The 24632-nt window shown below is 37.0% G+C and carries 15 protein-coding genes, 1 tRNA gene and 3 rRNA genes; 3 read left to right on the forward strand and 16 right to left on the reverse strand.

Translation table 11 applies throughout. From position 1 onward, the window contains the following. The 6 genes from M1R53_RS05355 to M1R53_RS05380 form a co-directional block, all read right to left on the reverse strand. Entirely contained in the window at nucleotides 1-2259 is a 2259-nt protein-coding gene (locus M1R53_RS05355; RefSeq protein WP_249242258.1) for a PASTA domain-containing penicillin-binding protein, read from the reverse strand. After that, nucleotides 2256-2732 (reverse strand): hypothetical protein, encoded by a 477-nt coding sequence (locus tag M1R53_RS05360; RefSeq protein WP_249242259.1) that lies wholly within the window; start codon nucleotides 2730-2732, stop codon nucleotides 2256-2258. The genes M1R53_RS05355 and M1R53_RS05360 overlap by 4 nt, the downstream gene beginning before the upstream one ends. A gap of 11 nt (nucleotides 2733-2743) precedes the next feature. Further along, nucleotides 2744-3676: a 16S rRNA (cytosine(1402)-N(4))-methyltransferase RsmH gene (rsmH, locus tag M1R53_RS05365; protein ID WP_249242260.1), complete on the reverse strand. Its 933-nt coding sequence runs from the start codon at nucleotides 3674-3676 to the stop codon at nucleotides 2744-2746. Between the two features lie 2 nt (nucleotides 3677-3678). Beyond that, complete coding sequence (gene mraZ / locus M1R53_RS05370; protein ID WP_019213809.1) at nucleotides 3679-4101, reverse strand: division/cell wall cluster transcriptional repressor MraZ; 423 nt, start codon at nucleotides 4099-4101, stop codon at nucleotides 3679-3681. Between the two features lie 259 nt (nucleotides 4102-4360). After that, entirely contained in the window at nucleotides 4361-5374 is a 1014-nt protein-coding gene (gene holA / locus M1R53_RS05375; protein WP_249242261.1) for a DNA polymerase III subunit delta, read from the reverse strand. Further along, on the reverse strand, nucleotides 5364-7751 hold the full coding sequence (locus M1R53_RS05380; RefSeq protein ID WP_249242262.1) for a DNA internalization-related competence protein ComEC/Rec2: 2388 nt from the start codon (nucleotides 7749-7751) through the stop codon (nucleotides 5364-5366). The genes holA and M1R53_RS05380 overlap by 11 nt, the downstream gene beginning before the upstream one ends. Nucleotides 7752-7855: 104 nt before the next feature. Here M1R53_RS05380 and M1R53_RS05385 point away from each other — a divergent pair, with 104 nt between their 5' ends. After that, nucleotides 7856-8641, forward strand: coding sequence for a threonine/serine exporter family protein (locus tag M1R53_RS05385; RefSeq protein WP_249242263.1), 786 nt, complete (start codon nucleotides 7856-7858; stop codon nucleotides 8639-8641). After that, nucleotides 8641-9123 carry a threonine/serine exporter family protein gene (locus M1R53_RS05390; RefSeq protein WP_070599112.1) on the forward strand — a complete coding sequence of 161 codons (483 nt, stop codon included), beginning with the start codon at nucleotides 8641-8643 and terminating at the stop codon, nucleotides 9121-9123. Before M1R53_RS05385 ends, M1R53_RS05390 begins: the two co-directional genes overlap by 1 nt. Before the next feature lie 71 nt (nucleotides 9124-9194). Here the strand turns inward: M1R53_RS05390 and M1R53_RS05395 are convergent, their stop codons facing one another. The 5 genes from M1R53_RS05395 to M1R53_RS05415 all read right to left on the reverse strand — a co-directional run bounded on the left by M1R53_RS05395 (nucleotide 9195) and on the right by M1R53_RS05415 (nucleotide 14610). Beyond that, nucleotides 9195-9644: a GNAT family N-acetyltransferase gene (locus M1R53_RS05395; RefSeq protein WP_249242264.1), complete on the reverse strand. Its 450-nt coding sequence runs from the start codon at nucleotides 9642-9644 to the stop codon at nucleotides 9195-9197. 71 nt (nucleotides 9645-9715) lie between these two features. After that, a 5S ribosomal RNA gene (rrf, locus tag M1R53_RS05400) occupies nucleotides 9716-9832 on the reverse strand. A gap of 36 nt (nucleotides 9833-9868) precedes the next feature. Next, a 23S ribosomal RNA gene (locus M1R53_RS05405) occupies nucleotides 9869-12727 on the reverse strand. A 213-nt stretch (nucleotides 12728-12940) separates the two neighbouring features. Next, a tRNA-Ile gene (locus tag M1R53_RS05410) sits at nucleotides 12941-13017 on the reverse strand. Between the two features lie 57 nt (nucleotides 13018-13074). Next, nucleotides 13075-14610, reverse strand: a 16S ribosomal RNA gene (locus M1R53_RS05415). The 16S, 23S and 5S rRNA genes sit together here with 1 tRNA gene alongside, the layout of an rRNA operon. A 344-nt stretch (nucleotides 14611-14954) precedes the next feature. On the opposite strand from M1R53_RS05415, the gene M1R53_RS05420 reads away from it, so the two are divergent. Further along, a complete protein-coding gene (locus M1R53_RS05420; protein WP_249242265.1) occupies nucleotides 14955-15818 on the forward strand; it encodes a TrmH family RNA methyltransferase in 864 nt (287 codons plus the stop codon). A 42-nt stretch (nucleotides 15819-15860) separates the two neighbouring features. Here M1R53_RS05420 and M1R53_RS05425 read toward each other — a convergent pair whose 3' ends face one another. From M1R53_RS05425 to M1R53_RS05445, 5 genes are all read right to left on the reverse strand, one after another. Next, complete coding sequence (locus M1R53_RS05425; protein ID WP_249242266.1) at nucleotides 15861-16415, reverse strand: class C sortase; 555 nt, start codon at nucleotides 16413-16415, stop codon at nucleotides 15861-15863. An 82-nt stretch (nucleotides 16416-16497) separates the two neighbouring features. Beyond that, entirely contained in the window at nucleotides 16498-21243 is a 4746-nt protein-coding gene (locus M1R53_RS05430) for a G5 domain-containing protein (RefSeq protein WP_249242267.1), read from the reverse strand. Between the two features lie 279 nt (nucleotides 21244-21522). Further along, the gene (lysS, locus tag M1R53_RS05435) at nucleotides 21523-23421 is read right to left on the reverse strand and encodes a lysine--tRNA ligase (RefSeq protein WP_249242268.1); all 1899 of its coding nucleotides are present in this window, start codon (nucleotides 23419-23421) and stop codon (nucleotides 21523-21525) included. Nucleotides 23422-23431: 10 nt separating this feature from the next. After that, the gene (gene greA / locus M1R53_RS05440) at nucleotides 23432-23905 is read right to left on the reverse strand and encodes a transcription elongation factor GreA (RefSeq protein ID WP_070600272.1); all 474 of its coding nucleotides are present in this window, start codon (nucleotides 23903-23905) and stop codon (nucleotides 23432-23434) included. Between the two features lie 148 nt (nucleotides 23906-24053). Then, nucleotides 24054-24614, reverse strand: coding sequence for a hypothetical protein (locus tag M1R53_RS05445; RefSeq protein ID WP_249242269.1), 561 nt, complete (start codon nucleotides 24612-24614; stop codon nucleotides 24054-24056). Nucleotides 24615-24632: the final 18 nt, after the last annotated feature.

Here is a 24632-nt window from a genome sequence, read left to right on the forward strand (position 1 = left end):
TTAGTCCCCCAATTTTAATTCTACTATAGAATTCTTCCTAAGTTCTTTATCTGGTTCAGGTCTTTGCTCTTTAACAAGTCCATCGCCCTCAATTTTCAGCTTAAGCCCAACTTTTTCAGCAAGTCCAAAAGCTTCGTCTCTCGTCATGCCTTTAAAATCAGGCGTCAATATAGTATCATCTTTTTTTACTTCAACATCAAGCGTTATAACTGTTCCCTTGTCTACGAAAATGCCTGGCTTGATGCTTTGTGAAATGATTAGCGATTCATCTGTATATTCTTTGTAATTAGTGTCAAAGCTTAAAGATAGGTCTGCAAGCTCAAGTCCTGCCTCTCCCATGGTCTTGTCTTTAAGGTCTGGCACTTGTACTTTTTCATTTTGAACGCTGCTTACTTCACTTGCTGGTGGTATCTTATAGTAATCAATAATAAATTTAGCTACATCTTGAAAAATAGGTGTCGCTACCAAAGAACCATAAACAATACCACTTCTTGGCTCATCTACAATTGCTAATACAACAAATTCTGGATTATCAATCGGAAATGCCCCAACGAAGGATGATATATAGGCGTTCTTTTTGTATTTTCCGTCAACAATTTTTTGCGCTGTACCAGTCTTACCGCCAATTCTGTAGCCTTCTATTCTAGATCTTTTGATGTAACCGTCTCTAACAACGCTTTCAAGGAGCTTTTTCATGTGCTCGCTTGTTTCTTTAGAAATAACTTTTCTTCTAACAACGCTCTTTGGTGTGTCTATAACATTTCCAAAGTCATCAACTGTTTTTAAAACTAATTTTGGCTTATAAAGTGTTCCGCCATTAACAACAGCGCAAATTGCATTCGCCATTTGTATAGGTGTAACCGCAAGGCCATGACCATATGACATAGTCGCAAGTTCAACTGGACCTATGGTATTTGGATTTGTTGGAAGTATACCTAAACTTTCACCTGGAAGGTCAACTCCACTTTTTTCGCCAAAACCAAAGGCTTTAGCGTATCTAAGTATATCATTTTTGCCTAAAATATTACCAATTTGAACAAAGGCAACGTTACACGAATTGTTAAGTGCCTGTGATATATTTTGTGTGCCGTGCGCCATGTGCTCAGCGCATGACAAGGTTCTTCCAAAAACATCTATTGAGCCTGTACATGAAAAAGTCATCTTGTCATTAAGCTTGCCCTCTTCAAGACCAGCAGCTAAATTTATGACCTTATATACTGATCCTGGCTCGTACGAGTCACTTATCGCGTTATTACGCCATTTATCAAATAAAATTTGGTTTCTCTCTTCATCTTTAGCTTCGTCCCAAACTTCTTCTTCAACATCGTCAGGTTTTTTTCTTGGTTCGTTTAAATTGTATCTACCAGTATTCGCTAGCGCTAGTATTGATGAATCTCTCGGATCCATAACTATGATGGATACTGACTCAGCACTTTGTTTTTCCCTTGCCGCATCGGCAATCTTCTCTACTTCTCTTTGAAGTTTTTCGTCTATAGTTAAAACTACGTTGACACTCTTTTTGCCCTCAATTATTCTCGCCTCTTGATTTGGAAGCGCGTTAACCATGTTGGCTTCAAGCTGTTGAACCTTTCTAGCAGCTCTTCCCTCCAAAGCATCGTTAAGTTTTACTTCAAGGCCGTTGATACCCACGTTGTCAATGTTGTTAAAACCTATAAGCTGTGATGCTAAATCATTGAACGGATAATATCTCTTTGCCTTTTCTTCTACTTCAAGTACTGTTCTGAACTTTACTTTGCCCATGCTTTCCTTGAATTTTTTATAATCATCTAACTCCATCTCAGGAACGACTCTAATTCTGCTCTCGTATGTAATTTTGTCATATACATCTCTTGAGTCTTCTCCAGTCATTTCAGCTATCTTAGATGCGACTTCTTCGGCTATCTCTTTATAAGTTTTTTCTCTTTTTAATTTAGCCTCTTCTTTTTCATTCTCATCTTCTTTGAATGGAACACTCCAAAAAGTAACTATATTTTTGTTAACAGCTAAAGGTTTATTGTTTCTGTCGTATATAAAGCCTCTTTGATTACCAAGGCTCACCGCCTTAGTCCATTGGCCTACAGCGTACTCCTTATATCCTTTTGCGTCAGATATTTGCACTTTAAATAGCTGTATTAAAAATAATGTAATTATTAATCCAAAAAAAGCCAGAACAGTCAAAATCCTATTATACTTGTTAGGAATTTTAGACTTGCCTGTCTTTTTCGGTCTTCTATGTCTATCGCTTGTCGGCGTTTTCATTTTCTTTCACTTTCTTCTATATTTTTATCGATATCTGAATCAAGACTAACAATAACTTTATCATCAATCTCTTTTTCTTCTTTACTATTAGTATTTATGTTTAAAATTTGGGCTTCGTTAGGGTATATCATTCCAAGCTTAGTCCTAGCTTCGAATTCGATTGCACCTGCATTTTTAAGGCTTTCAAGCTTTGCTGTCTCGTCTATAAGAGTAGTTTTTAGCCTATTGATCTCAGCGTTACTATGATTTATGGAGTTTTGTACTCTAGTCACTCTATCTGCGCAAAAAACAAGCATAGTAAAAACAATTCCAAGAGCTATAGCACATAAAACAGTTCTTACGAAAGATACGTTGATAACTCTCTCCTTTGCTTTTGTTCTACGCTTTAAATTCTTTTTAACTAGTGGCTTACTTATTGTTCTTTCTTGCGAATAAACTGGACTATCATATAATTTTCTCGCTGCAGATGACATAATATACCTCCCTATACTCTTTGAGCTATCCTAAGTTTAGCGCTTTCACTTCTTGGGTTAGCTTCTAATTCCTCTTTACTTGCCACAAGTGGCTTATTATTAACAAGTTTTAACTTTCTCTTGTGATTGCATGTACATATAATGCTCTCTGGCGGACAAATGCAATCAAGCGTGTTAAATTTGAATATATCTTTAACAATTTTATCTTCCATCGAATGAAATGTTATTACAGCTATCCTTCCACAGATATTTAAAATGTCGATAGCGTCTTGCAAGGCAGCGTTTAATGCGCCAAGCTCGTCATTTACCTCTATCCTTAAGGCTTGAAATGTCTTTTTAGATGGATGTTTGTTCTCCCTAGCCTTTTTTGGTATTGCTCTCTTAATTACATCAGTCAGTTCAAATGTAGTCTCTATCGGCTTTTCTTCTCTGTATTCACAGATGAATTCAGCTATCCTTCTAGCCCATCTTTCTTGTGAATACTTGAAAATTATCTCTTCTAATTCTTCCTTAGTATATGTATTGACGATGTCGTAAGCAGATTTGCCGCTCTCTTGGTCCATACGCATATCAAGTTTCGCGTCCAGTCTGTAAGAAAAGCCTCTGTCCTTGTTGTCTAGCTGATAAGACGATACGCCTATATCAAGAAGTATTCCGTCTAAATGATTGACTCCTAAGTTTTGGCAAATGGCTTTAATATTTCTATAGTTGTCGTGAACTAATTTAAAATTGCCGCCAACGCTTGATAATACTTCGTTTGCTTTATTAAGAGCTTCCCTGTCTCTATCAACACCTATTAATAGGCCGTCTTCATTAAGTCTCTTAAGAATCTCTTGTGAGTGACCCGCTCCGCCAATGGTACCCTCTAAGTAAATGCCGTTTGGCTTTATGTCAAGGCCATTTATCACTTCATTAAGCATTATGGGTATGTGTTTAAACTCCATAACTACGCTCTCTTTATGTTATTTGCAAGCTCTTCAAGAGGTGCAACAGTTGCCTTGTAGTTCTTATAAACTTCTGTATCCCAAATTTCAATTCTCTTTCTAACACCGATTATATAAACGTCGCCCTTTATATCCATCATGTCTCTAAGCATCTCAGGTAGCATAACACGGCCGTTCTTGTCCATGTTTGCTTCGTTCATGTAAAGGAACATCTCACGTTCAAATTTTCTGTTTTCTAGAACAGTATCAGGTAAATCATCGAATTGCTCAAGCTTTTTCTCATAAGTTTCACGGTTATAAACGTAGATGCATCTGTCGTATCCCCTAGTGATTATGAAGTCTTTACCAAGTTCATCACGCATTTTAGAGGGTATGATAACCCTCCCATTTGAATCAATACTATGTTTAAATAAACCCATGAACATTGATAACACCTTCTTAATGCTTTTCTAAACATTAATAACCATTTTGAACCATTTCTATGTTCTTTACAACCATTTTAAACCATTTTCACACATTTTGCTAGTAATATTACAATCATGTTACACAAATGTCCAAAAAATACTACTAAAGTAGTATTTTTTGATAGTATTTAAAAATTTTTTAATAAAAAATGACTAGCTTTTACACTAGTCATTCATTTAAATTTAATATGGCTCAAGCATTTTTCGCCTGAGCCATATTTTATTCTGTCATCTTATATATTAAATTTTTTATCATCATAGTACTATCTTTGCTTGTATTTTTCAAACTTATATCTAAATCTTTTAGCTCATTCATAAACTTTAGTAAAAACTTATAATTATATGAGTGCGCTAGGCTTGATAGCTTTTTGTACTCGTATGGCGATATTTTTAATAAATCTTTTTTCTCAACTTCGCTTTTTTTCTCTATATCACAAATTTTTAATTCTAAAAGGAGTCTTACGTTTCTAAAAATCATATATGAGGTCTTTATGTCTGCTTCGTCATTTCTTAATAGCTTCTCATATTCATTAAGTGCCGCAGCCGTCTTTTTATTATTGATTGCGTCTATCATGGCAAAGATATTGTCAATGGTATTTTCCTTAACTACATTTTCAATTGCGCCTCGAGTGAGTCTGCCCTTGCCTATGTAGCTTGCAAGCTTCTCCACTTCTGATTCAAGGCTATACATATTGACGCTTTCGTCGCTATAAAAGCCGAGCCTATCAATCAAAAACCTTGATTCGGCAAAGCCCGCCTCAATGCCCAGCTCGTTAAATTTACGCGCCGTCCACTTTACAAGGTCCTCTATCTTTTCCTTATCAAAATTTACTATGCGGCCCGTCTTCTTGAAATATTTATAAAATTTAAGCGTCTTTTTTATGCTATCGTCCTCATCCATAAATATGATTATGCTCGCATCAGACATTTTCTCAAGCTCCCCAAGTAAATCGTCATCGTTAAGCGTCTTGATGCTCTCATTTGCTTTTCTCACAACTGTGATTTTTTTCTCAGCCATGAGTGGAAGCATAGTGATATTAGCTTTGATATCTTTAATCAAATTCTCAGAGTACTTAAGGTCTGCTAGGTTCATAAGTCTTTGATTGCTGTCAAGATAATTATTTATCAGCGCATCCAAGGTCTTGTCCATGAGGTAGCACTCTATGCCCATGAAAAGATAAGCGCCGCTGACATTATTCATTTTTACTTCATTTAAAAAATTTCTATAGTTCATAAATCATGTCTCCATATTTTTTATACTCATCAATTATTATACTTATTATATAAGAAAATATTATAGATATCAAGGTCAATAAGAAAATGTATTTTTTCATATAATCAAGATATTTGTAATATTCTTTATAAAAAGTTTCTATCTCATATCCGTTACCTTTGAAGACGACACTAATCATGCCTTGCCTGTCGGTTCTGTAAAAATTCGCGCCAACGGCCTTGAAGTTCTCAAGCGTTTCCTCATGTGGATGTCCATAAGAGTTATTCAGCCCTTGCGAGCTAATTGCGTCTTTTGGCATAGTTTTTTTAAGAAAATTAATTGATGAACTAGTTTTTGATCCGTGATGAGGGACTTTTAATATGTCAATTTTAGATAGTTTATCGATATAATAATCTTCAGCTTCTCTCTCAATATCGCCAGTAAATAGAGTTTTTGTACCATTCGCCTTTAGTACGAATAAAAGTGAGCTGTTATTGCTATCAAAATCTCTGTCTCTGTGTACAATCTTGATGTAATTATCATTACCAAGGTCAATACCATTAATATTATTTGGATTTATATAATTAATTCCTCGAGAAATTATCTCTTTTTTAATAAATTCTGGAGCTAATTCCTTGTAAAAACAGATGTTCTTTACCTTAAAATCATCTAGTAAATAGATGAGGTTACCATAGTGGTCGCTGTCAAAGTGCGAGATGAAAATTATGTCTAGTGAGTTTACGCCCGCATTCTTGAGGACTTCTCTAAGCGTTCTATCGTATGAAAATGATGTGCCCATGATATCTCCTGCCACATCGACCATAATTTTCTTATTATTTATATCTAAAAGCATCGCCTCTTCTTGACCTATGCTAATCATATTGAGCGTGTCATAATGCTTTTGATTTTTCATATATATGAAGCTACCTGTGAATGTGATTATAGCCATCATCATAAGCATGAACTTCACTAGCTTTGTCTTCATGTAGCTAAAATTATTAGCAAAATAAAAAGCTATAAGCAAGACGAAATAAGCTAAGATAAGCGCATCTTGATTATATAGCGAAACTTTTAAAATATCGACTCTTGCGATAAATAATAAAATTTTGTATAGACCGCTTAGTATATAGTCAATGAGTAAAAATAAGATAGATAATGGGCTTATAATTATTGAAATCACAAGTATTATAAAGCTTGCTGTGATTATGGCTGAGTAAATCGGAAGTAAAATTAAATTTGTGATTAGTGAAATAAAATTAAACTCGTGAAATGTATATAGCTGAATTGGTGCTAAAACCAAGTTAATCGCAAGAACAAAGAGCACCCCTTCTTGAAGCTTATTCTTCTTATCGCCAAGTTTTTTAAGTCTTCTAAAAAGAATTTCTATCGCATAAGCTGCTCCATAAGAAAGATGAAGCGAAACCGAAAATACATAGAATGGATTTATTAAAAGCGTTATGATTAGCGCAATCGAAATGATTTCGACGCGTTCTATGTTTATATCGTAAGCAAAGGCTAGATCAAGCGCGATAAATAATATCATGGCTCTTAAAAATGATACTGGATAATTGATTACAGCGCCATAAATGATTAAAAATATTATGCAAATTCTGCTCGCCTTTCTTTTAGAAACTCCAAGACCCACGAGTATAAATATGATGGCAAAACTTATTAAGGATACGTGAAGGCCAGAAACTGCAAGTAAGTGGCCGAGACCAACCGATCTATAAGTTCCAAGCTCATCTTCATCAAGATAATTTGTATTTGACATAAATATCGCCTTGAGAAAGTTCGAGTTACTTGCCTCCATCTTATTTTCTGTTAACGTATCAAGCTTCTTTTCAAAAGCAAGATTCATTTTTTCTGCCAAAAACATTTTCCAAGAAATTTTTTCAAAATCCTTAAACTTTGCCTTGTACTTAATATTTTTTGTTAAATAATACATCTTTTCGTTGAAAAGATTTGGATTCGCATTTATCCTTATATCTTCAAGCTTAGAACTTACTTTAATAGTATCAAAATTAGCCAGTGCTTCTTTTCCTGAGTAGTAGCACTTAAGCCTTTCATTAAAAATATTGCCATCAATATTTTTCACAGTACCAAAAAAAGTATAGTATCCATCATATTCCTTAAGATTTTGCACTCTAATTATGTATTCTTCACGCTCATTCTTATACTTTTTAAAAACGCTCTGTCCCCTATAATTAGTGTAAATAGCTGTTAGGAAAAATACAATCACAGACAAAAGCAAATAAAGCCTTGTACGATTTTTTGCAAATATGCTTAGGCCCAAAATTATACCAAGGGTTATTAAAATATAGCTATTGATATTAAAATAATAAGTGTAAATGGCTGCGAGAACCATAATACACGCAAAAAACGAATATTTTCTTCTCATAGTTCCTCAATAGAATTATATCACTTATATATAATTATTAAAAGAATTTACTCAAAATAAGTGACTTTTTTACAAAAATATATTATAATATACTTGGTGATTATATGGAAAATATTACAGATACTTATATTGAACGCAGAAAAATTTATAATATAGCACTGAAAACGGCTGAGCTACTTATTAGAAATGGCTCGGAAGTTTCAAGGGCAAACGACACAGTTAAGAGGATACTTTCAAGTCATGGCTACTTCGATATACCTTTATTCCTTTCGCCTACCGTCATCATTATAGGCGACAACAGTGATAATTCCTCCTTCTATCTTGTAAAAAATATAGAAACTAGAGGCAATAACATTGGCAGGGTCAATATGATTAATGCATTTTCAAGAGATTTTTGTGCAAAGAATATAGAAGTAGATGATGCTATGAAAAAGCTTGAAGAAATAGAAAAAAGCAGCGAATATAGTTTTACCATGATACTAGTTATGGCATGCATAGGCTGCGCTGTATTTACACTAATGCTTGGAGGCAGCCTAAGTGACTTTATTTGCTCAATATTTACATCAGCGCTTGGTTTTGTTGTGAACGAATATATACTAAAGCTTTCAAAGACGCCTTTCTTAGGTAATTTTATATCTTCTTTGGTAGCAACACTTGCGGCAGTTTTACTTGTTAAGCTACATCTAGGACACAATTTAAACATGATAGTTGTTGGATCCATACTTCCACTAGTACCGGGAGTTGCCTTTACATCAGGAATTAGAGACTTTTTAAGTGGCGACTTAATCTCAGGTACAGCAAGAAGCTTCGAGGCAATCTTTGTAGCGGTAGCCATAGCCTTCGGCGTTGGTAGTGTATTAATGCTTGTTTCACTAATGGGAGGTATATAATGAACTACATCATCAAACAATTTTTACTAGCAACAGTTTCATGTGCAACCATATCCGTCTTATTCAATATACAAAAGAAAAATATATTCTTGTGCGCAATCAATGGTGCAATTTGCTGGACTTTATATATGTTCCTAACAAAAAATAATTTCAGCTATATATTCTCTTCATTATTATGCTCATTGTTATGCGGCATACTTGGAGAATTTTTTGCAAGGTGGCAAAAAACACCAGTTAATTGCTACTTCATAATCGGCGTAATACCACTAGTTCCTGGACTTAAGATATATCAATCGATGAACTATTTTATAACAGATAATTTAAAAAGCGGAGCAACAGAAGCAGTCCAATCACTCTTCATGGCTATAGCAATAGCTGTTGGACTAATGATAGCATCTTCAGTAAGCAAAATATTTAGAAATATAAGAGCACAAAAAGAACTAAGAAAGCTAAAAGTATTTTACAAAAACAAAAATAAATAATATATCTAGATAAAAAAAATCCACCCAAGTAAATGGTTGGATTTTTTTATACTCTTATTATACACAATATACTACAAAATGTTTAAATCAATCCTATATATATTAACATTAGTGTAGCCTTGTTTACGTAAATCATGATCTTGAGGAACATCTTTTACTTCTATCAGTTCTCCGCCAAGAAGTTCACAAGTGCGATACGAAGGTATGTTATCAGGTTTGCAAGCAATTATCAAATAATCCATCTCATGCTTTTTAGCTAAATTGAACAATAGCTTACACGCCTTCATCGCATAGTGATGACCTCTGTAAGGTTCGTCAACCACATAACCGATGTTGCCACCAATATATGTATTTGAATTGTGACCAATTCTTAAGTCGCATACACCAACTTTAGTTCCATCTAAGAGACAGATATCAAAGTAGTAAGCAGGGAGCCAAGCCTTTTCAGGCTGTGCACCGCATGTCTTTCTAAGATGTAAATATATTTCATTGTCTTTTAAATCATCAGTGTTGCAAAACATTTTATTTTCCTTTCTTTTAGATAAATCTTTTAGATAAAAAAATAGCTCATATTAAATATGAGCTATTTTTTAAGTGGCGGCTACCTATTATCCCAGGTCGTCTCCAACCAAGTACCTTCAGCGTTAAGAGCCTTAACTTCCGTGTTCGGTATGGTTACGGGTGTTTCCCTCTTGCTATTGCTGCCACATTTCTTAATAACCATAATTCTTTAAATAAGCGTCTTTTGATCAAGTTTTCGACACATTAGTACAGTTAGGCTCAAAGTATTACTACTCTTACACTTACTGCCTATCTACCTTGTGGTCTTCAAGGTGTCTTACTTAAAGGAAATCTTATCTTAAGGGGGGCTTCGTGCTTAGATGCTTTCAGCTCTTATCCTTTCCAAACGTAGCTACTGAGCTATGCAACTGGCGTTACAACTCATAAACCATTGGTTTGTCCATCCCGGTCCTCTCGTACTAAGGACAGCTCCTTTCAAATTTCCTACGCCCACGACGGATAGGGACCGAACTGTCTCGCGACGTTCTGAACCCAGCTCGCGTGCCTCTTTAATGGGCGAACAGCCCAACCCTTGGGACCTACTTCAGCCCCAGGATGAGACGAGCCGACATCGAGGTGCCAAACCTCCCCGTCGATATGAACTCTTGGGGGAGATAAGCCTGTTATCCCCAGGGTAGCTTTTATCCGTTGAGCGATGGCCCTTCCACGTGGTACCACCGGATCACTAAGTCCTGATTTCTCATCTGCTCGATCTGTTTATCTCGCAGTTAAGCTCCCTTCTGCCTTTGTACTCTTTGCACGATTTCCGTCCGTGCTGAGGGAACCTTTGAACGCCTCCGTTACTGTTTGGGAGGCGACCGCCCCAGTCAAACTGCCCAACTGACAGTGTCCCTAAACCGGATTACGGCTCAAGGTTAGAATTCCAGCACTACAGGAGTGGTATCCCACTTTTCGGCTCCTCTGATACTGGCGTACCAGGATCTAAGCCTCCCACCTATTCTGTACATGTACTACCGAAATCCAATGTCAGCCTACAGTAAAGCTCCATGGGGTCTTTCCGTCCTGTCGCGGGTAAATGGCATCTTTACCATTACTTCAATTTCACCGGATCCTTTGTTGAGACAGTGCCCAAATCGTTACACCTTTCGTGCGGGTCGGAACTTACCCGACAAGGAATTTCGCTACCTTAGGACCGTTATAGTTACGGCCGCCGTTTACTGGGGCTTAAGTTCTATGCTTCGCTATTGCTAACATTTCCCCTTAACCTTCCAGCACCGGGCAGGTGTCAGCTCCTATACGTCGTCTTTCGACTTAGCAGAAACTTGTGTTTTTGGTAAACAGTCGCTTGGGCCTATTCACTGCGGCCAGATCGCTCTGGCTCCCCTTCTCGCTAACTTACGGGGTCATTTTGCCGAGTTCCTTAACAAAGGTTCTTCCGCGCGTCTTAGGATTCTCTCCTTTCCTACCTGTGTCGGTTTACGGTACGGGTATCATTTATCTATTTAGCGGCTTTTCTTGACAGTGTGAAATCGGCTACTTCTCTACTTGTTTTCGATCCTCATCATAAATTGGCTTAGCCTGGTTATTAGTCCTGGCATGCCTTTTTATTTGAGCGTACTCGTCCATCTGGTACGCTTAGCTTATCCTTCTGTGTCCCCGCTTCATTTATACGATATTTGATAGTACTAGAATTTTTACTAGTTGTCCATCGGCTACTCCTTTCGGCCTCGCCTTAGGTCCCGACTTACCCTGAGGGGACGAGCCTTGCTCAGGAACCCTTAGGTTTTCGACGGGAGTGATTCTCACACTCCTTCTCGCTACTTATGCCAGCATTCTCTCTTGTGTTTCGTCCACAGCGCCTTTCGATACTGCTTCTATCTATTACACAATGCTCCTCTACCACTCTTACGAGTCCACAGCTTCGGTATCCGATTTAGCCCCGGAAATCTTCGGCGCAAGGTCACTCGACTAGTGAGCTATTACGCACTCTTTAAATGTATGGCTGCTTCTAAGCCAACATCCTAGTTGTTTGGGTAACTTCACATCCTTTACCACTTAATCGGTATTTGGGGACCTTAGCTGATGGTCTGGGCTCTTTCCCTTTTGACATAGAAGCTTATCCCACTATGTCTGACTCCTTAGGTTTGTTTTCTTGGCATTCGGAGTTTGATAGGTTTTGGTAATGTATAAACACCCCGCAACCAGTCAGTAGCTCTACCTCCATTAAACATCCTAAAGGCTAGCCCTAAAGCTATTTCGAGGAGAACCAGCTATCTCCAGGTTCGATTGGCTTTTCACCCCTATCCACAAGTCATCCGATGTGTTTTAAACCACACCCGGTTCGAGCCTCCATTAAATTTTACTTTAACTTCACTCTGCTCATGGATAGGTCACCTGGTTTCGGGTCTACTCCTGTAAACTATTTCGCCCTATTAAGACTTGATTTCTCTTCGGCTTCGAAGCTTAACTTCTTAACCTTGCTTACAAAAGTAACTCGCTGGCCCGTTCTACAAAAAGTACAAGATTGCACTTTTCACGTGCTTTCTTTGCTTGTAAACGCAGGGTTTCAGGTTCTATTTCACTCCCCTTTCGGGGTTCTTTTTACCTTTCCCTCACGGTACTGTTCTCTATCGGTCACCAAGTAGTATTTAGCCTTGGGAGGTGGTCCTCCCGTGTTCCCACCAGGTTTCTCGTGCCTTGTGGTACTCGTTAAGCTTATTGAAATTCTAATATCTTTTCCTACAAGTCTTTCACTTTCTTTGGATGATTTTTCCAAGATCATTCGGATATTGTTTTAGTATTTCTTTAAGCGGGCTCTTTCCATTTCGCTCGCCGCTACTTTGAAAATCGATGTTTCTTTCTTTTCCTCGGGGTACTTAGATGTTTCAGTTCTCCCGGTATTGCTTCTATATACTATTTTATTCATATATAGATACTTAAGGTTTGCTTAAGTGGGTTGCCCCATTCGGATATCTCCCTTTCGTTTCTTGTTTGCAGATCTAGGGAGCTTTTCGCAGCTTTCTACGTCCTTCTTCGCCTCTTGGTGCCAAGGCATTCGCCCTGCGCTCTTAGTAACTTGACCTATTTTTTTATAAAAATCCTTTAACGCTTATTGTTAAAATTTACTGTATTTATTTTCTTTATAAATGTCGTTTCGTTTTCATTTGATTATGGTTATTAAGTTTTATTTGGTTTTGGATCTAAAAGGATTTGCACCTTTTTTAAGTTCTTCAAGATCCATATTCATTTAGCTGATATATTATATCATAAAAAATATACCTTGTCAAGGTTTATTTGGTGGACCTGGATGGACTCGAACCATCGACCTCACGCTTATCAGGCGTGCGCTCTAACCACCTGAGCTACAGGTCCATAAAATATTTTGTTTAAAGCAAAGCCCAAAGTGAAAAGAACTAATGTTCTCCTTAGAAAGGAGGTGATCCAGCCGCACCTTCCGATACGGCTACCTTGTTACGACTTCACCCCAGTCATTGACCCTACCTTCGACTGCTGCCTCCTTACGGTTAGCTCACAGGCTTCGGGTATTGCCTACTCCCATGGTGTGACGGGCGGTGTGTACAAGACCCGGGAACGCATTCACCGCAGCATTCTGATCTGCGATTACTAGCAACTCCGGCTTCATGATCTCGAGTTGCAGAGATCAATCCGAACTGGGATCGGTTTTTTGAGGTTTGCTTGATATCACTATTTCGCTTCTCTTTGTACCGACCATTGTAGCACGTGTGTAGCCCAGGACATAAAGGGCATGATGATTTGACGTCATCCCCACCTTCCTCCGATTTGTCATCGGCAGTCCATCTAGAGTCCTCAGCTTAAGTCTGTTAGTAACTAAATGTAAGGGTTGCGCTCGTTGCGGGACTTAACCCAACATCTCACGACACGAGCTGACGACAACCATGCACCACCTGTATCCAAGGTAGATAAATCTAGGGTTTTTATCTCTAAAAACTTTCCTTGGTATGTCAAGTCCTGGTAAGGTTCTTCGCGTAGCCTCGAATTAAACCACATGCTCCGCTGCTTGTGCGGGTCCCCGTCAATTCCTTTGAGTTTCATACTTGCGTACGTACTCCCCAGGCGGAGTGCTTAATGTGTTAACGTACGGCACCTACTCGTATGAGCAGACACCTAGCACTCATCGTTTACGGCGTGGACTACCAGGGTATCTAATCCTGTTTGCTCCCCACGCTTTCGTGCCTCAGCGTCAGTTCAAGTCCAGAAAGTCGCCTTCGCCACCGGTATTCCTCCTAATATCTACGCATTCCACCGCTACACTAGGAATTCCACTTTCCTCTCCTTGACTCAAGCATATCAGTTTCAGATGCAATCTATGGGTTGAGCCCTTAGTTTTCACATCTGACTTAATTTGCCGCCTACGCACTCTTTACGCCCAATAATTCCGGACAACGCTCGCCCCTTACGTATTACCGCGGCTGCTGGCACGTAATTAGCCGGGGCTTTCTTCTATGGTACCGTCATTATCTTCCCATAGGACAGAGCTTTACGACTCGAAAGCCTTCATCGCTCACGCGGCGTCGCTGCATCAGGGTTTCCCCCATTGTGCAATATTCCCCACTGCTGCCTCCCGTAGGAGTTTGGACCGTTTCTCAGTTCCAATGTGGCCGGTCATCCTCTTAGATCGGCTACCCATCGCTATCTTGGTGGGCCGTTACCCTCACCAACTAATTAATGGGACGCGAGCTCATCTTACACCGAAATTCTTTAATCTATAAACCATGCGGTGAATAGATATCATATGGTATTAATCCCGGTTTCCCGAGGCTATCCCTTTGTGTAAGGCAGATTGCTCACGCGTTACTCACCCGTCCGCCACTAATCCAGAGATTCTTCACTCCGAAGAGATCGGATTCTCTTTCATCGTTCGACTTGCATGTGTTAAGCACGCCGCCAGCGTTCGTCCTGAGCCAGGATCAAACTCTCGATTAAATGGTTTATTTAATCCCAAGTTAACCTTGGCTCTTAAATTCGAAATTATTTTTAATCAATAAAAAAATTGATTGGTTTAAATCGTTCTTTTCACTTTATTCAGTTTTGCTTGCCATCTGTCTTTCCAGATGACTTATCCATTCTACCATTTATTTTTTACTTTGTCAAGGGTTTTTTTAAAGTTTTTTAAAAAATTTTAAAGTTTTTTGTAAATATTTTTACTTTTTATTTACAATCCGCCCCATGTAGTTGTCAAGTAAATTGCTTTACACAAATTTTTTATTCGTCTACATACTTCAATTGCTTTTTCTTTTTTCATGTGCTATAATTTTCTTGGTGATTATATGAAATTTATTGATTTAAACTCTATGAGTGATGAAGAAAGAATCCCTTATATAAAGGAAGTCTTTTCAGGTAAATACACTGAGGCATCAAAAAAGCATCCTGATATCCTTAGTCTTATTAAATTAAATAACAATTCAAGGCCAAACCCATTAAATGAGATTGCTCTTGAAGGTGTTTGGGGACTGAATTTGATTCTTAAGTACAATAAGAAGCTTAATTACTTGGTCATCTGTCCTGAGTACATAAAAACTGCTGAGGCGCAAAGCCTTGTTGCTGAAGCGTTTGAAAGAGATGCCAAGCTTTATTTCGTCTCGAAGAAAACTTTTGATTACTTAAGTGAGGAGAAAAACCCTCAAGGCATCATCACGGTCTTCTTTATGAATGAAGGCAGCTTCAAATCCATTGACCCAGCTAAGCCTCTCGTTGTGCTTGACGGTCTTGAAATTCATGGCAATATTGGCACTATACTTAGAACGCTTGATGCGCTTGCCATCTATGATGTTGTCTTTATCAATAGAAAGGTCAGAATCAATCACCCAAAACTTGTTCGCTCCTCTCTGGGTAGCTTTCTTAATATGAATATTATTGATACAAATTTCGATGAACTTTATTCTTATCTAATGGATAATGGCTATACCATTTACTTAACTGATACTGATGCTAAGGCCATATACATGGATACTGAATATAAGGACAAAGTTTGTTTTGTAATTGGTAGCGAAAAATATGGTATATCGCTTCCTTGGTACGAAAAGCAATATGAGATGATTAAGATACCGATGAATGGTGACTGTGATAGCTTAAATGTTTCAATAGCGACGTCAATAATTTTGTATGATTACATGATGCGTTATAAAAGATAGACGTAAAAAAGTGACTATACCTAAATGATATAGTTACTTTTCTTATTTGTCGGATTTTTCTAATTCTGTATAAATTAATATTCTTTTGTCGTTCTTTGGATATGGGTGGCAAGCCATGAGTATAAGCCTTGATTTGTTCTCATCCCTCGTAAATTTACTCCAGTCGTCTGCTTCTATGACCTCCGAACCTGTCACTTTGTAGACGAGGACTTCATTCTCTGTCGTCACTTTAACTTCGTCGCCAATCTCTAACTGGTCAATATGAAGAAATGACAGCTTTTCGTTCTTGCCGCCTCTATGTCCAGCTATTGCTGAGCAAGTGTCTAGAGAGGACGATGGCATATCTGTTGTTTCAATCACGCCAACGCCCTTTAGTAGCGTTTTTTGCCTATCGTTATCAAAGATTTGTGCTAGTACACCCAATTTGTCTATCCTAATTACGCCTATGGCTTTGTCATTCGTTATCTCATCTCTGTCTATGCTTTCATCTTCGCCATTATTTTCTGGCTCTTCTGAGCTAGCCGGTGGCTCTTCCACATCCTCATCAAGAGCTTTATTTTGAAATTCTTTTTCTAATTCAAGTGCCTCTTGCCTCATGCGATTCTCTCTTACCTTTATAGAGCCAAGCCATATGGCCGAGGATATTATTAATAATACACCGATTATTAATAGTATTTTTCTACTTTTCATCTACAATATCGTTCTTTTTCTTTTTAGCTCCAATGGCCAATAGTGCTGAACCGATAAGGCCCATAGTGTATCCATAGAATGATCTATTCATGCCGTCGCCTGTCTTTGGTAATTGTTTTGTCTTATTAATTTGATCTGTCTTTGACAAGTTTTTGTTATTATCGCCTGCGACACGGCCATCTTCATCATCATTTTCTACTGAATTATTATTTTCTTCACTAATTTCTGGATTTTTTTCTTCTTTTTCTACGCTTGTTTCTGGCTTAGTTTCTGGATCCTTTGTCTCTTCACTTAGTGTTTCACCTGTGCCGCCTTCGCTTGGTTTAGCTGGATTGCTAGGTGTATTAGGTTTATTTGGATCTTCGTTGTCTGATTTGCCTGGCTGGTTTTGATTGTTATTATCTCCACCTGAAATATCTAAATCTGAATCGCTTCCAGGATTATTTGGATGATTTGGATTATATGGTTTCTCTGGATATTCTTTACCTGGTTTATCTGGATCAGGAGCTGGACACATATTTTCTGTTGGTTTTGTGCCGACTCTTACGATCTTGTTAACTGGAGCTACTTTACTATCAGCATCTTCCACGCTTACAAATTTTCCAGATTCTTTATCAAAGTAAGTTTTTACTGTTACACTACCAGCCTTTCCTGGATGATCTTTATCTTCTACCACAGTCCCAGCATCAATATTTTTGTCATATACATATTCTGTATTAAATGGAATTTCCACTATCTTTTCTACTGGTTTTGTACCAATCTTAACAATTTCCTTCACTGGTTCTTTTGTTGTTACTTCTTCAGTGTATTCTTTGTTAGCTAATTCTCCGTTTGTGAATTTTTGAGTAACGGTTTGTTCGACATTTCCGGTTACACCTTTTTGGGTAACTTTTTTTGTTCCAGCTTCCATTGTGTCGTCATATTGAATTTCTGTTTCAAATGGAAGAGTTTTATCTATTTTGTGGCTAAATTCTCCAGTAAAATCTTTTGTACCAACAATAATTTTTTGTTTTGCTGGGGTTACAACAACTTTTTCTTCTGTACTAACTTTACCAGTTTCTGGATCATATTTATTGACAATCTTTCTTTCAACCTTACCAGGAGTTAACTCTCCCTTATTTACAGTTCCTTTATATAAAGTATTATCTTCAACATATTCTACATCAACTTTTACATCATCGTTATAGTTTTCGTTGTTTGTCTCAACCTTGGTACCTACAACTATGACTTCGTTAACAGGAGCTTTGTACTTATCTGTCACTTCTCTTGTATTTAGGTCTCCATCAAACTTACCATTTATAAGATTTCTATAATACTCAGTTGTCTTACTGCCTGCTTGTCCCGGAGTTTCTACACGAGTTGTTCCAGCTACCATAGTATTATCGTATTTTATTTCTACCTTATATGGTATTTCTTCTGTGATTTCCTTAGATATATGTTCTGTTACAGTCTTAGTACCTACTTTAACAATACGATTTTGTGGTTGTTTTTCACTTACAACTTCTTCCTTGACTTCACCTGGGACACCATTTTCGAATTTTTGTGTGTACTTAGTTGTCTTAGATCCTCTTACACCTTTTTGAACTTCTTTAGTTTCTCCTACCGGCAAATTCGGATCTTCTTCAACTATTGTTATATATTTTGTTTCTTCTGTTACTTCATGACTTGTTTCACCGGTGAATTTTTGGTCGCCAACTCTTATTATAGCCTTAGTAGGTGCGGTTTCTTTGACTATTGGATCTCCTACAATTTTTGAATTTACAATATTATAAGTAGTAGTTTTGCTACCAGGTTTACCTTCCTTATCAACTACTTGTTCCCCTGGTTTTAATGAAGAGTCAAATTTAACTTCATATTCGAAAGGAATACTTTCTTCGTGGACTATAGTATTTTCTGTCTTAGTGCCGATTAGTATTTTTTTGTTTTTAGCTTCTTTAGTTGTTTCTTTTGTTGTAGTTATTTCTCCAGTTTCAGGGTTCCTACTTGTAGTAACTGTTACTTCGCCATCTTCACCAGCTTTATCTAACTGGATTGTGCCTTTTTCTAAAGAGTCACTAGTTTCATAATCAGTATCAGACGGTATTGTTACAGTGGTTTTTGCTGGTTTTGTACCAATTCTAATTTCTGCATCAACTTTTTCGGTTATAGTTTTAGTTTCAACAGCTTCCTTATCTTTTACAAAATTACCGTTTTCGTCAATGATTCCTTTTTCACCGTTAATTACTACTTGTTTGAAAGTGGTTTCAGTTTCTCCAATCCTACCTTCAGTTTTTACAACCTTACCTATTTCTAGGGTGTCATCGTAAATTACTTTGGTTTCAAAAGGTATTTTTCTATTGAAAGTCTTAGATACTTCTTTTTTATACTTAGGTCTAGCTATAAATTGTGCCTTTACAATTTCTTCTTTTGGCTGACCACTCTTTTTATCTGTATACTTAACTTTAACATTTACGTATAAGTTTTCTCCGCCCTTGATGTCAGCATCTTTAGGTACTGTTGCTGTTACTACACCAGTTTTAGGGTCAACTTTAATATCTGTCCATTCGTTACCTGCACTATCTTTGTATTTACTACCATCTTCTGGCATCACTAATTCATATGATTCAGGTTTGTTTTTGTGAGTGTCTTCTGGAATATCTTCTGGAGTGTTCGTTAGAGCATCTCCCTTGTATCCAACTTCTGCGTGGTATTCTGGTTTATAGTTATCAGATTCCTGAACGACAAAGTGGAACCAGTGGACGTCCTTAGACCCGTTTGTGTAGGTATATTCTACAGGGATGGCTACAAAGTCACCAGCTTCTGCAGATTTTGGTGGAGTTACGGTGAAACTAGAAATATCATTTGGATTTACATCTACCTTCCACTTATCCTCATCTTTTTTGCCTTCATTTGCCTTATTGATAAAATCTAAATTTATCTTGCCTGCAGCTTCTCCTTTACTTTCAGCCTTATTCATATCTAGTGCAGATTTGTCAGTTTCCGTTGGATCATTTGGTTGTACAATTTTAACATTAAAATCTTCACCCGGTTTTACAGCTGAAGATGTTATCGTAGAAGTATCTTCTTTATTACCGTCTTCAAATCTTTGGTCGTAGTAACGAGTGTCGTCCAGGTTTATCTTAAGCTTACCGATGAGGTTGTAGTGGTCGTAGCGGTCTATGCCTTGCTTGTCGATAGTTACATCTGTTCCCTTGTGGTTGATGATGCCAGAACCTGCCCCTGTTTCTACATAGGTACCTGTTTCGCCATTTTTGTCCGGTGTTTCAGCAATAGCTTTAAATTCTTCTAAAGTTCTTGGACGAGCAAAGAATTTAACATCCAGGTTTTGGATGCCTTTGTAGTCAGGTGTGTTGAAGATTGAGCCTTCATTGATGACAGTCTTGCCATTCTCATCCTTCTTTAGGGCGCCTTCCGGCATTTGGATGTGGATATTTCCATTATCTCCAATATAGGCTCTTGCTCCCGGAACAATCGCTCCTGTAATAGGGTTATAGACTTGGCCTACTAGTCTATCCTTGGCGTTTGCGTCAATATTGTCTACCTTTACACCAGTGTCGATGTCTTGACCTTGGACAAATACTTTTTTATTGTATTCGCCATTTAGCTTCATTAATTGAAGCTTGTCATTTTCATTTGGCCATGGGTTGACCTTGTAGGTTATGGCGAAATTATCTCCAAAAAACTTAACTCCTGGATTATCTTTAGTGTAGTTATCCTTCATACCTATAACAGTGGATTCATTGTCCTTGCTGTTGATATGCTTTAGGGTTTCTTCGCTAGCTTCATAGTCGTATGATGCTTGCCTACCTGCTGTAGCTTCACCATCTTCATTTGGTTTATAAGTTACAGCAGGAGATTCTGGAGTTAATTTTTCTCCATCACCCATAAATGGCTTATCCCCTCCTTTTATAGGAGCACGACCGGAATCTGTTACGTTAATCTTGGTATAGGTCCTTTGGCCGGTCTTCTTGTCGATAGTAATCTCGTAACCGTATGCCTTCTTGTCTGGGGAACCTGCTGACGGGTTTAAGGTATCAAACTTAAACCCATCTTTTTCTTTTCCCTCATCTGTATTAACGTTCTCGACTATTGTAGAGCCTGGTGTAAGGTCAGTTTTCTTATAGTGCTCGCTGTCACTGTAGTCTTTTATATTCTTTTCTTCTTCAGAATAGTTTGGCTCAGTAGATGCTTCAGCTCCTGCCTTATGAGGATCTTCTAGCTTATTTTCTGATACGTCTAATTTTTCATCCTTATTATAAAGAGCTTTAATGCCATCAAGGTTAATTAAATCATCAAGTGTACTCTCATCTTTATTTTCTGTACTAGCATCTACTTTATTGATATCATTTAAAACTTTATTTGTACTAGCATTTGTAGTAAGGCTTATGTTTTCAACACTTGCTTCTTCCGTCTTTGATTTTGCTCTAAGATTTTGCGTTCCTAATTCAGCATCATTCGTTTTCTTTTCTTTAGATGTAAGAATCTCATCTATCATCAAAGAAAGTTCTTTCTTGTCATTTACGTTTTGCGCATCAACTGTTTGTACTACAGCTTCTGGTTCTTGAACAGATTGTGCTTTAACACTTTGTCCACCAGCAATCATAAACCCTGCAATTGAAGCACCTAATACAGCCTTAGCTGCATTTGTTTTAATCTTTCTGATAGTTTCATCAGACATAGGGATTACTATCTTGTATTCACTTATGTCTTTATTTGCGTCTAATTTTTTATTCATACTTCCTCCTATTCTTTTGGCTATATCGCCATCACTGCTTCTATATTAAATCCTCTTAATTTTATTTTTTAATTATTTAGAGTGTATATTCACCTTACAATAAAGTATACCCGTCTTAAAATATTTTAACACCTTTTTTGAAAAACAATTCAAACTTCTAATATTTATTGATAACACTTTATATTCATAAAATATTCTCATATATGCAAATAACTGGGATCAGTATATACTAATCCCAGTTATTTATAATATTTTTTCTTCTATTAAATTTTTATATATCTAATATAATTTTGCTCCTGCTGGTATATGATTATCTACCATTAATAAATGAAGCTTTTCTTTGCCTTCTTCTTCGTGTATTGCTGATAAAAGCATGCCGCATGAGTCTATACCCATCATGGCTCTTGGTGGTAGGTTAACTATTGCGATAAGTGTTTTGCCTACTAGCTCTTCTGGCTCGTAGTATTCATGTATACCGCTTAGTATAACTCTGTCTTCGCCTGTTCCGTCGTCAAGAACAAATTTTAATAATTTCTTTGACTTAGGTACCGCTGAGCACTCTTTTACCTTAACTGCTCTAAAGTCTGATTTAGAGAATGTATCAAAGTCTACCATATCTTTAAATAATGGTTCTATCTCAACTTTTGAAAAATCAATCTTTTCATCTGCTTTAGTGCTTGCCTTTGGTGCTGCTTCTGCGTTAGGATCAGCGCCAATTGGCTTCATTGTTGGGAAGAAGATTACGTCTCTTATGGATGCTTGATTTGTTAATAGTATGATTAATCTATCTACACCTATGCCAAGTCCGCCTGTTGGTGGAAGACCAACTTCTATAGCGTTTAAGAAGTCTTCGTCCATTGGATGAGCTTCGTCGTCGCCATATTCTTTTTGTCTTAATTGCTCTTCAAATCTTTCTCTTTGATCGATTGGATCGTTTAATTCTGAGAATGCATTTGCAATTTCCCAGCAATTAGCAAAGGCTTCGAATCTGTTAGTAATTCTTGGGTCATCTGGATTTCTCTTTGCGAGTGGAGAAATTTCTACTGGATGGCCAATGATAAATGTTGGTTGATCCATATATTGTTCGCAGAATTCTTCGAACATTTCACTAATAACGTGTCCTCTAGTCATACCTGGCTTAATTTCAAGTTTATGTTCTTTAGCTACTTCTAAAGCTTCTTCATCTGTATTTATCTTGTCAAAGTCAACGCCTGTATGCTCTTTAACTGCGTCTTGCATTTTGATTCTTCTCCAAGGTGGAGTAAAATCAATAGTTTTGCCTTGATACTCAACTTTTGTAGTTCCTAAAACTTCTTTAGCTACATAAGCAACAAGATTTTCAGTAATTTCCATCATATCGTTATAGTCAGCGTATGCTTCGTATAGTTCGATATTAGTAAACTCTGGATTGTGTCTTGCGTCCATACCTTCGTTTCTGAACATCTTACCCATTTCATAAACTTTGTCGAAACCACCGACTATAAGTCTCTTTAGATAAAGTTCGTTCGCTATTCTAAGTGACATATCGATGTTTAGTGCGTTATGATGTGTTAAGAATGGTCTTGCGTTTGCACCACCAGCAATATTGCCAAGTATAGGTGTTTCTACTTCTAAGTAGCCTAAATTGTCTAAGAATTCTCTAATCTTTTTTATGATTTTATTTCTTAATAAGAATGTTTCTTTTACTTCTGGATTTACGATTAAATCAACGTATCTTTGTCTGTATCTAAGGTCTGGGTCTTTTAATCCGTGCCACTTTTCAGGTAGTATTTGTAAGGATTTGGAAAGTAATGTAAGCTTTTTAGCTTTTATACTGATTTCTCCTGATTGTGTTTTAAAAACTTCGCCCTCAACGCCAACGATGTCGCCCATATCTAAGTATGAGATAATCTTGTAGGCTTCTTCGCCTAATTCGTCAATTTTTGAAAGGATTTGTATTCTGCCTTTCATATCTTGTATGTCCATAAATGAGATCTTACCGTGACCTCTCTTTGACATAACTCTACCAGCTAAGGTAACTTCTTTGCCTTCAAATTCTTCAAAGTTATCAGTAATATCTGTTGTGTGATGATCAGGATTGAACTTTTCAATCTTAAATGGGTTCTTGCCTTGATCTTGTAAATCTTTTAACTTTTGTCTACGAATTTGAAGCATTTCATTTAAATCTGTGTTTTGCATCTTTCAACTCCTATGATATCTTTGTTATTTTATATTTCTTAATACCCGATGGCGCTTCTACTTCAACAACTTGATTTCTTTTTCTGCCTATCATGGCTCTGCCAACAGGGCTTTCATTTGAGATCTTGCCGTTAAATGGATCCGCTTCTACAACACCAACGATTTGGTATTCTAAAAACTCGTCTGTATCCATGTCCTTGAACCTAACATTCGAGCCAACCTTTACCGATTTATTGTCTGTATCTCCTGCTTCGTCTATAAGTACTGCATTTCTAAGTATGTTTTCTAGTTTAGCAATTTTTTCTTCAAGTGCTGCTTGATCATTTTTAGCTTGATCATATTCAGCGTTTTCACTCAAGTCTCCGTATCCTAGAGCTATCTTGATCTTTTCGGCAACTTCTCTTCTTGCGACCGTTTTAAGATACTCAAGCTCTTCTTCCTTTTGTTTTAAACCCTCTTCTGTTAAGTATTGTTCTTTGGCCATACATCTCTCCCCTTACATATATATTAACATTGTTATTATATTAGATTTAATCATAATTGTCAAGCATTTTAATCACAATTGTTATCACATTAGCAATGTATATAGACTAAAAAAGATCTAAATAAAACTTAGATCTTTATAATTTTATTTATCTGTTCTTAAGCTCTTCTTCGATAGCCTTTCTTAAGCCAGCCTCATCATCTGGTAGGTCTTCATTAAATGATGGATCAAGCACAAATAATATACTTGAGTCTTTTTTAAGAATGATGCACTCACCATCTTCAGAGTCTGAATAATCTCTAAAGGCCTCAATGCCCATGTCATCAAGTATCTTAAATACAAGGTCGAGCTTTTTGTTGCGTCTTGTAACATAATCTTCAAGTTCATCTGTGCCAATGGCATAAGCGCCAATCACTTGATATTTATCATACATGCCCTTATATTCATTTAGAACGGGATACTCTTCGACATCGACATAAAGATATTCTCTATTTAAAAATATGTCTCTTGATAAAATAAAATCGGCATCGTTAAATTTTAGCTTTAAAAGTGCTGGAAAACCATCTAAATATATTCTGTAGTTGTAGCCATCTTCTTCAGCTTTACACGATGGAATGCTTTTTAAAAATTTTTTATAATCTTTTTCTTCTTTAAACATGCCTATTGAATAGACAAGATCAAAATCTCTGTATAATCTTAATAAATACATATAATCAACTCCTTAAAA

This window comes from Fenollaria massiliensis, assembly GCF_023347705.1.
Classification (GTDB): Bacteria; Bacillota; Clostridia; order Tissierellales; family Peptoniphilaceae; genus Fenollaria; species Fenollaria massiliensis.